Annotated in this window: 7 protein-coding genes and 1 pseudogene; 5 read left to right on the top strand and 3 right to left on the bottom strand. The window is 42.8% G+C overall.

Annotated elements, in window-relative coordinates:
* Nucleotides 1-208, top strand: a 208-nt coding sequence (locus tag E0H79_RS14640) for a transposase domain-containing protein (RefSeq protein ID WP_131262022.1), incomplete at its 5' end; no start/stop codon positions are given.
* Here the strand turns inward: E0H79_RS14640 and E0H79_RS14635 are convergent.
* Nucleotides 205-645, bottom strand: coding sequence for a bacteriohemerythrin (locus E0H79_RS14635; RefSeq protein ID WP_131262021.1), 441 nt, complete (start codon nucleotides 643-645; stop codon nucleotides 205-207). The two genes, E0H79_RS14640 and E0H79_RS14635, sit on opposite strands and share 4 nt — an antisense overlap.
* Before the next feature lie 413 nt (nucleotides 646-1,058).
* Here E0H79_RS14635 and E0H79_RS14630 point away from each other — a divergent pair, with 413 nt between their 5' ends.
* From E0H79_RS14630 to E0H79_RS14620, 3 genes are read left to right on the top strand one after another with little or no spacing between them, the layout of a single operon-like run.
* A complete protein-coding gene (locus tag E0H79_RS14630) occupies nucleotides 1,059-2,393 on the top strand; it encodes an efflux RND transporter periplasmic adaptor subunit (RefSeq protein WP_131262020.1) in 1,335 nt (444 codons plus the stop codon).
* A gap of 1 nt (nucleotide 2,394) precedes the next feature.
* A complete protein-coding gene (locus tag E0H79_RS14625; protein WP_104852515.1) occupies nucleotides 2,395-4,368 on the top strand; it encodes a MacB family efflux pump subunit in 1,974 nt (657 codons plus the stop codon).
* Nucleotides 4,369-4,390: 22 nt separating this feature from the next.
* Complete coding sequence (locus E0H79_RS14620; protein WP_131262023.1) at nucleotides 4,391-5,827, top strand: efflux transporter outer membrane subunit; 1,437 nt, start codon at nucleotides 4,391-4,393, stop codon at nucleotides 5,825-5,827.
* Between the two features lie 97 nt (nucleotides 5,828-5,924).
* Here the strand turns inward: E0H79_RS14620 and E0H79_RS14615 are convergent, their stop codons facing one another.
* Nucleotides 5,925-7,193: a sensor histidine kinase gene (locus E0H79_RS14615; protein ID WP_004974961.1), complete on the bottom strand. Its 1,269-nt coding sequence runs from the start codon at nucleotides 7,191-7,193 to the stop codon at nucleotides 5,925-5,927.
* Nucleotides 7,194-8,010: 817 nt separating this feature from the next.
* Between E0H79_RS14615 and E0H79_RS14610 the strand changes: the two genes are divergently transcribed.
* Entirely contained in the window at nucleotides 8,011-10,245 is a 2,235-nt protein-coding gene (locus tag E0H79_RS14610) for an NADP-dependent isocitrate dehydrogenase (RefSeq protein WP_131262019.1), read from the top strand.
* A gap of 114 nt (nucleotides 10,246-10,359) precedes the next feature.
* On the opposite strand, the pseudogene E0H79_RS14605 reads toward E0H79_RS14610, so the two are convergent.
* Nucleotides 10,360-10,596, bottom strand: a pseudogene (locus E0H79_RS14605) (ISNCY family transposase); the annotation flags it as partial.

Raw genomic sequence — 10,596 nt, 5'->3', positions numbered from 1 at the left:
GGCCTTAGGGCGCAAGAACTGGCTGTTTGCTGGCTCGCTGCGCAGCGGCCAGCGAGCGGCGAATATCATGACTTTAATCCAGTCAGCAAAGCTGAATGGCTTGGATCCGTATGCCTATTTAAGTGATGTGCTGAAAAGGCTGCCGACGCATAAAGCGACCCAAATAGAAGAATTACTGCCACATCGCTGGAAATCCAACTCAAATTAAAAAATAGGCATGGGGTTCAGCGGACGCTTACCCTGTGAACGCAAATAATGCAGCATATTGTCGCGTACCGCATCGACATAATCCTGATCATCATGCTGAATATGGTTAATCAACCATTTAGACAATAAACGATACAAGTCATGTTCTACCGATTCGCCATTGGCAAAACGTTGACGGCAATCATTCAAACGCTTCACAAAGAGTTCGTGAATACCGCGATGCGATGGTAAGTATTGATAATTGACCTGTGACAACAAGTTTTCTTCAAAGCTAAAATGCGATTGCGTATAGTCAATCAAGTCATCCAAGACTTCTTTGATTTGCTCCCGCGCACCTGTCGCTCGTATTTTTTCCAGCGCATTAATATAGTCCAGAATTTGTCGATGTTGATTGTCAATCACATCAATTCCAATATTAAATTTCTCACTCCATTCCATGATTTACCCCTCAGATTTTTTGCTTAAAGTCGTGTTTTATTGCATCGTCCCGATGCCGTATTATCCTAATGATTAAATCCATAATTATTTTATGGAATTTGATACTAGCCGCTTTTAATTTTTAAATCCATATAGAAAATAAGGTTTTTTAAGCAACTTAGACCATAGTTGTATTTTTCAGCATTTATCATAAAAATTCATAAAATTATCATAGAGATGAAACAAACTACCCCACCTCGTTAACAGATGCTATTTTCACTTTTTTTATGGATGTAATACCGTACTCAGACTGTATTAAATCTAGCTCAAACCACTAATAAATAATTCTCATTTGCAGTTTCTTCAAAAAATTCACGATTTATCCTTATTTCACTTCTATAATCCTTTTAATTTCTTTTTCTGTTTTTTGACTCATGCCAAAAATAAAATCGACCAAACTTATTGCGGGAATTATCATTGCGCTGATGCTGGCATTTGCCGCTTGGTATTTTTTAAAACCCAAAGAACAACAACCGCAATACATTACTGCCGAAGTGAGCCGTGGAGATATTGAAAGTGCGGTGTTGGCAACAGGCGTACTTGAAGCCACCAAAATGGTCAGTGTTGGTGCGCAAGTTTCAGGTCAAGTCAAAAAAATGTATGTTCAGTTAGGCGATCAAGTCAAACAAGGACAGTTGATTGCCCAAATTGACTCCGTACGACAGGAAAATGAGTTTAAAACAGCGCAGGCCAGTATTAAAAACCAACAGGCACAATTGGCGGTTCGACAAGCCAATCTCGCCAAAGTCGCAGCAGAATATCAGCGTCAACAAGCCATGTATGCGCAAGATGCGACCTCACGTGCCGAACTTGAAACTGCCTTAGCCAACTATAAAACTTCACAAGCAGAAATTGCTGCCATTAACGCTCAAATTGAACAGTCACGCCTAACTTTAGACACGTCTAAAGAAAATTTAGGTTATACCCGTATTCTTGCCCCAATGGATGGCACTGTCGTCGCAATTGTGACCGAAGAAGGTCAAACCGTGAACGCCAATCAAAGTGCGCCCACGATTGTTAAATTAGCCAAACTTGACACCATGACTGTAAAAGCAGAAATTTCTGAAGCGGATGTAATGAAGGTCGAAGAGGGACAAACGGTCTATTTCACCACCTTGGGCAACAGTGAGAAAAAACATTACGCTACTTTACGTCAGGTAGAACCTGCACCCAAATCCATCAATACCGAAAGCAATAACAACACCTCATCATCTTCAAGTTCTGCCGTGTACTACAACGCTTTATTTGACGTACCAAATGAAGACGGCAAGCTACGCATCAATATGACCGCACAAGTGTCCATTGTTTTGGCAGAAGCGCGCAATGTGCTGACCATTCCTGCTGCTGCGGTGCAAGGTGCAAACCGTTCACGCAGTCGTGGCAACAGCAATAATTCTGACAGCAACGCACGTGCTGAGCGCGACAATACCGATGCCAGTTCTGCCAAACGCCCTGCCCGTTTGGAATTGACTGCCAATGAAAAAGCCTTGATTGATCAAGGTAAAGCCTCTTTAGGCATGGTACGTGTACTGCAAGCCGATGGCTCAGCTCGACCTCAATCGGTATTGCTTGGCTTAAATAACCGTGCAACAGTACAAGTCATTCGTGGCTTAAAACTGGGCGATCAAGTCATTATTGCCGATGGCTCCGATACCTCAAACGATGCGGCGAAGCGTGGTGGTCGTGTTGGCCCATCAGTGAGAATGTAAGATGAGTCAGTCACAACCTCTGTTAGAGGTCACCAATCTGACCCGTGAATTCCCTGCGGGTGAATCTACAGTGCAGATTCTCAAAGGCATTGATCTGAAGATTTACCCAGGTGAATTGGTTGCGATTGTAGGTCAGTCGGGTTCGGGAAAATCCACTCTCATGAATATTTTGGGCTGTCTGGATCAACCCACCACAGGCAGCTACAAAGTCAAAGGACGCGAAACCCGACAACTTGAAGCCGATGAACTGGCACAGTTGCGTCGTGAATATTTTGGTTTTATTTTCCAACGCTATCATTTATTAGGCGATTTAAGCGCTGCAGGCAACGTCGAAGTGCCTGCAATTTATGCAGGTGCCGATGTTGAAGAACGACAAGCACGCGCGACTGCGCTGCTCAGTGACTTAGGTCTAGCCGATAAAACCCAAAACCGCCCAAGTCAGCTTTCAGGTGGGCAACAACAACGTGTATCCATTGCACGTGCCTTGATGAATGGTGGCGATGTGATTCTTGCCGATGAACCCACAGGTGCACTCGACAAGAATAGCGGTATTGAAGTGATGCGGATTTTGCGTGAGCTAAATACCAAAGGTCACACCATCATCTTGGTCACACATGACCATAATGTCGCTAAAAATGCCACACGGATTATTGAAATCAGTGATGGGCTTATTATTTCTGATCAGCCCAACACACCTGCCGATCAAGATGATATTACCCAACAAACCTTGCAACATCCGCCACAAAAAAGAACTTCAGCTTGGCGTTCTGTATTTGATCGTTTAGGTGAAGCCTTCCGCATGGCGCTACTGGCGATGAATGCACATCGCATGCGCACCTTTTTAACCATGCTCGGGATTATTATCGGGATCGCTTCGGTTGTATCTGTTGTGGCACTGGGCAATGGTTCACAGAAACAAATTTTAGAAAACATCAGCAGTTTAGGCACCAATACCATCACCGTGTTTCAAGGGCGTGGTTTTGGTGATACCTCGCGCTCATCTCAGCTTAAAACCCTAATTCCTGCCGATGCCGATGCTTTGGCAGAACAACCTTATGTGGATGGGGTCAGCCCATCGGTCAATAGCAACGTCACAGTACGTTTTAAAGACACCGAGGCTTCTGCCACAGTCAATGGTGTGAGCGAAGACTTTTTCTATGTGCGCGGCATGAACTTCCAGTCGGGTCAGCCTTTTGACAAACACAGCGTGCTGGAACAAGCGCAAGATGTGGTGATTGATCACAACACCAAAAATACATTTTTTAGTGATGGCAGCAACCCTGTCGGGCAAGTAATTTTATTGGGCAGCGTACCCAGCCGTATTATTGGCGTGGTCGAAGAACAAAAAAGCATGATGGGCAATGCCGACAGCTTAAATGTGTATTTGCCCTACTCTACGGTAATGAGCCGCATGCTTGGCCAAAGCCATGTGCGCAGCATTATTGTACGAGTCAAAGATGAATATCCAAGTGCTGCAGCAGAAAATGCCATCCTAAGTCTGTTGGTACAGCGTCATGGTGCGCAGGATGTATTTACTCAAAATGCCGACAGTATCCGTGAAACCATCCAACAAACTACCGCCACCATGACCTTACTGGTTTCTGCTATTGCAGTGATTTCACTGGTGGTCGGTGGAATTGGCGTAATGAACATCATGTTGGTCTCTGTCACAGAACGCACCCAAGAAATTGGGGTACGCATGGCAGTCGGCGCACGACAAAGCGATATTTTGCAGCAATTTTTAATTGAAGCCATTTTAGTGTGTATTTTAGGCGGTGTACTTGGCGTCTTGCTCGCACTCGGAATTGGGCAATTGATTAATCATGTGGCAGGTGGAACCTTTCAAATGGCGTACTCCACCACCTCGATTGTAGCCGCTTTTGTCTGTTCAAGCCTGATTGGAATTGTGTTCGGTTTTATTCCTGCACGTAATGCTGCCCAACTGAACCCTGTCGATGCGCTATCTAGAGAATAAGGAATTAGAGTAAGGAATGATGATGCGATTTAACCAGAAGTCACGACAATTCAGCCAACTCGTCACTGCGCTTTTTCTTGGCAGCAGCTTAGTGGGTTGTGCAGCCGTAGTCAAAACACCTTATCAGGCACCTGCTGCAAATATTCCTCAACAGTTTGAGCAGCAGCAAAAAAGCCAGCAAGTCCTTGCACAACTAAATACAGACCGTTGGTGGACACTCTTTCACGATGCTGCTTTAAATCAATTGGTTGAACAAGTCTTGGCGCGTAACAGTGACCTCGCGGTTGCAGGACTGAATTTACAACAAGCCAGATTACAAGCCAAACAAAGCCAAAGTCAGCAAGGTGTCCGGATTGGCAATGCAGGTATTTCTACAGGGCATCAATTTAGTTTAGAGGGCAATGGTGATACAGCGCGTGGGATTTCGCTGAATTATCCTGGACTGAGCTATGAATTGGACTTATTCGGTAAACTTGCCAATCAGACTGAAGCTGCACGTTGGGAAGCCTTAGCCACCGAACAAGACTTACAAGCCACCGCACAAAGCCTGATTGCAACCACTGCCAATTTATATTGGCAATTGGGTTATTTAAATGAACGCTATGTTGTCGCACAACAAAACCTTGCCAGTACGCAAAAAACGTATCAATTGGTCAGTGCGCAATATCGCGCGGGTGCAGTTTCAGGATTGGATTTAAACCAAGCCGAACAAGCCCTGCAAAGTCAAAAATCAACCTTGAGCCAAATTGCACAGCAAAAAGTTGAAACACGCACCGCCTTGGCAGTTTTACTGCATCAACCTGTGCAAATGTTGAATATCAATGAACCACAGAGTTTAGCCGCTGTTCGTTTACCGAATATTACTGCTGGCTTACCTGCAGAACTGCTGTCACGTCGTCCCGACTTACGTGCAGCCGAATTACGTTTACGTAAAGCCTTGGCCAATAAAGATGCCAATCGAGCCAGTTATTACCCATCCATCAGTCTTACAGGCACACTCAGTACAGGTGTCGGTACAGGCGCGCATACCTCTTTAAGCGATGCCCTAAAAAACCCAATTGCCACTTTAGGTGCAGGTTTAACCCTGCCATTTTTGCAATGGAATGATATGCAGCGCGATCTAAAAGTGAATGCTTTGGAATATGAAAAAGCCATTGTGCAATATCGACAAACTTTATATAAAGCCTTTGCCGATGTCGAAAATGCACTGTCAGCACGAACCGCGCTGAATCAACAAGTCGCGCTGCAAAGCCGCAATTTAGCACTGGCAGAGAAAACTGAACGCTTAACTGAGGTGCGTTATCGGCATGGTGCGATTGCCTTAAAAAACCTGCTAGATGCACAAGAAACCACCCGCAATGCACGTTTAAGTTTATTGCAGACCAAGCAAAACCAATACAACGCCTATGTGACTTTATTGCAAGCGTTGGGTGGTAGTCCGATTCAAAACATTCAATAATGCAAGAGTTGATCTAAATTGATCACGATAAAAAAAAGCCTGTGGATGATTTTAAACATCCACAGGCTTTTGCTTGCTTTGTATATAAACTTTGAAATTAAGTTTTCTCAGATAATAACGCTTCTTTACTTAATACTTGATGGCTACTGGTCGCAATTGGCAAACTGACTTTAAAAGTCGTTCCCACACCTTCTTTCGATTCCACCACAATTTGCCCGTGGTTCAAATCGACAAAACGCTTACACAACACCAAACCTAAACCAATACCCTTTTCACCTGCAGTGCCTTTAAAACTAACAGTAAGTTTAGGCTCGAACAGCGTTTCGAGTTGTTGTGCAGTCATGCCCAAACCCGTATCTTGAATATAAATATCCACACTGGTTTCTGTTTGCTCTGCACGTAAAATGACTTTGCCTGTGCCATCGGTAAAGGTAAATTTCAGCGCATTCGACACCAAATTTTGAATCACCGAGGTAATCATATTGATGTCGGCATAAACTTTAATGCCTTCTTCAACTTGATCAATCAGTTCAATATTTTTCTTGATTGCCAAACTTTTCAACACATCGCAAACAATTTTGGTCGATTGCTTTAACTCAAAATTAATTGGGTGATACACAAAGCGTCCACCCTCTGCCATCGCCCAATTCAATAAACTTTCTAGCAAGTTATAGGTCGATTGTGCTGTGTCGAATAAATAGTCGGCAATATTTTGAATACTAGAATCATCCAAAGTTTCGCGCTCTTGCGCTAAAACTTCCGAAAACCCCAATAAGCCATGAAATGGCGCGCGCAAATCATGCGCAATAATTTGGAAAAATTTGGTTTTACTAAAATTCAATGCAGACTGCTGTTCATACAGTTCTTTTAAGCTTGCATAATCAACTTTTAATTCAATATAACGCACCAAACCTGCAGCAAACTCCGCCACTGTCGGCAAAGCACCTAAACTAAACGCTTCTTCACGATGATCAAATAACAACAACTGCCCAATCGACTCGCCATCGGTTTTGAGTAAATCCAGTGCGATTAGGCGCGCGGCTTCTATCCCCAAACTTGCGATGTGCTGCACAAAATTTGCATATTGAGGATGTTGAGGTTCAATCAGTTGCTGACCTTGAAAGAAAGCGTCTAACCGTGCGTTTGGGTTGGCACGAAAGGCTTTAAAAACTTGATTGGTGGAATACCAGATGTACGGCTCATTTTTAAAAGTCAAAATGGCATGATCGACTTGCAGCATTTGACGGGCAAACTTCAAAAAACCATCAATTTGGTTACTTGGCGTATGTACACCCAATAATAACGAGAGTGTGCAAGCACTGAGTTGCTCCGTTTCAGGACCAATTTCCAGCAACTGTATTTTCATTTTTGCCTCGTTGATTAAAGTGTGCTGCGCACTATGAATTATTTTATCTACAAAACTCATCCACTGAATCCAGAGTTAACCTACAAACTTTAACACAAAACACAAGCTTTCAAACTAATTTAAAAAACTGCGTAAAAACTCGGCATTTCTTCTTTACTACTTGATTTTTTCATCTATGGATTAACAAGGGTTTAGCTCACGCTTGATTATGATTTTTGATGGATCAAACGGTGCTACAAACCCGCTAAAAAATACGCTTATTTTTGTAAAATTTGGACCATAAAAATAGATCTAAACTTTTAAAATATAAATCAGGCTTTTTATCTGTAGATTTCCCTCCGTTTTTGAAGAAAATCTCAACTTCTATACAAGAGTTTACATTGCATCACACTGTAAAAAATAGAAGCAACATATTGATAAAAATATAAAATAAATAGAATAAATATATCCACCTATCATTTTCATCGGTTATTTATCAAACATTCGACTTAAGTCGAACCCTCAACTGGTTAATTTATAATAAAATATACATATATTTTTGATGTCATATCTTCATCATACGATTTGATTAGTATTTCAACACTAAATACTCAAGGCGATTTTTAGGTTTAAATAGGCTCGTTTTTACATTAAACCGTGTCTTGATTCGCACAAATGCGACACATCATTTCGTAGCGAAATGGCGTCATCACTGTAATTACGTTGACTGAAATGCATAGAGAGTCGATACTCTCAAGGTTAAATTAGGCAAATCGGTTCGCAGGGGCTGAGTCATCATCTCGCTCCTAAAAAACTCAATCAAAGCAAGGGGCTATATATGGCTGGTGGAAAGTCAAAAATCATTTACACACTGACCGATGAGGCGCCATTGTTGGCGACCTACTCTCTACTGCCGATCATTGAGACCTTTACTAAGCCTGCTGGCATCGAGATAGTCAAGAGTGATATCTCTGTAGCAGCACGCGTACTCTCTGAATTCTCGGAATACCTAAGCGAAGAACAGAAGGTAGCCGACAACCTCGCAGAGCTTGGACGTCTCACGCAAGATCCAGATACCAATATCATCAAACTTCCAAACATCAGTGCTTCAGTTGCTCAGTTAGTTGCATGTATCAAGGAATTACAAGCAAAAGGCTATGCAATTCCTGACTATCCTGAAAATGAAAATACTGCAGAAGAGAAAGCTTTACGCGCTCGTTTTGGCAAATGCTTAGGCTCAGCAGTAAACCCTGTATTACGTGAAGGTAACTCTGACCGTCGTGCACCTGCTGCAGTGAAAAACTATGCGAAAAAACACCCGCACTCTATGGGTGAATGGAAGCAATGGTCACAAACTCACGTTTCACACATGGATGAAGGCGACTTCTACCATGGCGAAAAATCGATGACGCTTGACCGCGCACGTAACGTAAAAATGGAACTCATCACTCAATCTGGTGAAACCATTGTACTGAAAGAAAAAGTAGCGTTACTTGACGGCGAAATCATCGATTCTATGTTCATGAGCAAGAAAGCGCTTTGCGACTTCTATGAAAAAGAATTGGATGATTGTAAAGAAGCAGGCATTTTGTTCTCTTTACACGTAAAAGCGACCATGATGAAAGTTTCACACCCGATTGTATTCGGTCACTGTGTGAAAATTTACTATAAAGAAGCGTTTGAAAAACACGGTAAATTGTTTGAAGAACTTGGCATTAACGTCAACAACGGTATGGCAGGTCTTTATGAAAAGATCGAAACCTTACCAACTTCTTTACGTGAAGAAATCATCGAAGATTTACACGCATGCCAAGAACACCGCCCTGCACTTGCAATGGTGGATTCTGCAAAAGGCATCACCAACTTCCACTCTCCAAACGACGTAATTGTAGATGCTTCTATGCCTGCAATGATTCGTGGTGGCGGTAAAATGTGGGGTGCTGACGGTAAACCTTACGACTGTAAAGCAGTAATGCCTGAATCTACTTTCGCGCGTATTTACCAAGAAATGATCAATTTCTGTAAGTGGAATGGTAACTTCGACCCACGTACGATGGGTACTGTGCCAAACGTAGGTTTGATGGCGCAAAAAGCTGAAGAATACGGCTCACACGACAAGACTTTTGAAGTTCCTGCTGCAGGTGTTGCAAACATCACCGACATTGACACGGGTGAAGTGTTGATGACTCAAAACGTAGAAGAAGGCGACATCTGGCGTATGTGTCAGGTGAAAGATGCACCTATTCGCGACTGGGTTAAACTTGCAGTAACACGTGCACGTAACTCTGGTATGCCAGCAATTTTCTGGTTAGACCCGTACCGTCCACACGAAAACGAAGTGATCAAGAAAGTTCAAAAATACTTAAAAGATCACGACACGACTGGTTTAGATATTCAAATCATGTCACAAGTTCGTGCGATGCGTTATACACTTGAGCGTGTTGCGCGTGGTTTAGACACCATTTCTGTAACAGGTAACATCTTACGTGACTACCTCACTGACTTGTTCCCAATTATGGAGCTTGGTACTTCTGCGAAAATGTTATCTATCGTTCCGTTAATGGCGGGTGGTGGTATGTACGAAACTGGTGCGGGTGGTTCTGCGCCTAAACACGTACAACAACTTGTTGAAGAAAACCACTTACGTTGGGATTCATTAGGTGAGTTCCTTGCGCTTGCTGCTTCTTTAGAAGAAATGGGTATTAAAGAAGATAATACTCGTGCGAAATTACTTGCATCAACTCTTGATCAAGCGACCAGCAAATTACTTGATAACGACAAGTCTCCATCACGTCGTACTGGCGAACTGGACAACCGTGGCAGCCACTTCTACTTGGCAAAATTCTGGGCAGAAGCACTTGCTGCTCAAGATGAAGATGCTGAGTTGAAAGCGAAGTTTGCACCACTTGCACAAGCTTTAGCTGCAAACGAAGACAAAATTGTTGCTGAACTTGCGGAAGTACAAGGTAAATCGGTTGATATCGGTGGTTACTACGCAGTAGATCAAGCTAAAGTGAATGCAGTAATGCGTCCAAGCGCAACATTCAATGCTGCTCTTGATGCAGCTCAATAAGTTGATGCAAAACTAACCTAAGTTAGTAATGTTAAAAACCAGCGCTTCGGCGCTGGTTTTTTACATGTTATTCCTAAGTAGAAATGTCCTACCTAATAACCAAATAGAAATGTCCTATATGGACAATTCCAAGTCAAGCACAGGATTTAGATTTCGTTCTTTGATTGCTATTTTCTGTGCACGTCTGCTTGGCATCTTTTGAGAACGATTGCGTTTGTTTTGTTGTTCCAGTTCTTCATGCTGTTGTTGGATATGATTCAGAACAGCACCCAACCGTTTATTCTCAACAATCTCTCGCTGATTCAGCTGACTTAATTTATCGAAGAGGCTGTAATTGATCTTTCGGCCATC

The organism is Acinetobacter sp. ANC 5045 (assembly GCF_004331005.1).
Classification (GTDB): Bacteria; Pseudomonadota; Gammaproteobacteria; order Pseudomonadales; family Moraxellaceae; genus Acinetobacter; species Acinetobacter towneri.
The sequence above is the reverse complement of the archived record's forward strand: the minus strand, read 5'-3'. Positions and strand labels throughout refer to the sequence as shown.

What these genes read in the sequence shown, in the direction of transcription:
- E0H79_RS14615 (WP_004974961.1), bottom strand. Translation starts at nt 7,193, where the DNA reads ATGAAAATACAGTTGCTGGAAATTGGTCCTGAAACGGAGCAACTCAGT.
- E0H79_RS14610 (WP_131262019.1), top strand. Translation starts at nt 8,011, where the DNA reads ATGGCTGGTGGAAAGTCAAAAATCATTTACACACTGACCGATGAGGCG.
- E0H79_RS14620 (WP_131262023.1), top strand. Translation starts at nt 4,391, where the DNA reads ATGCGATTTAACCAGAAGTCACGACAATTCAGCCAACTCGTCACTGCG.
- E0H79_RS14635 (WP_131262021.1), bottom strand. Translation starts at nt 645, where the DNA reads ATGGAATGGAGTGAGAAATTTAATATTGGAATTGATGTGATTGACAAT.
- E0H79_RS14630 (WP_131262020.1), top strand. Translation starts at nt 1,059, where the DNA reads ATGCCAAAAATAAAATCGACCAAACTTATTGCGGGAATTATCATTGCG.
- E0H79_RS14625 (WP_104852515.1), top strand. Translation starts at nt 2,395, where the DNA reads ATGAGTCAGTCACAACCTCTGTTAGAGGTCACCAATCTGACCCGTGAA.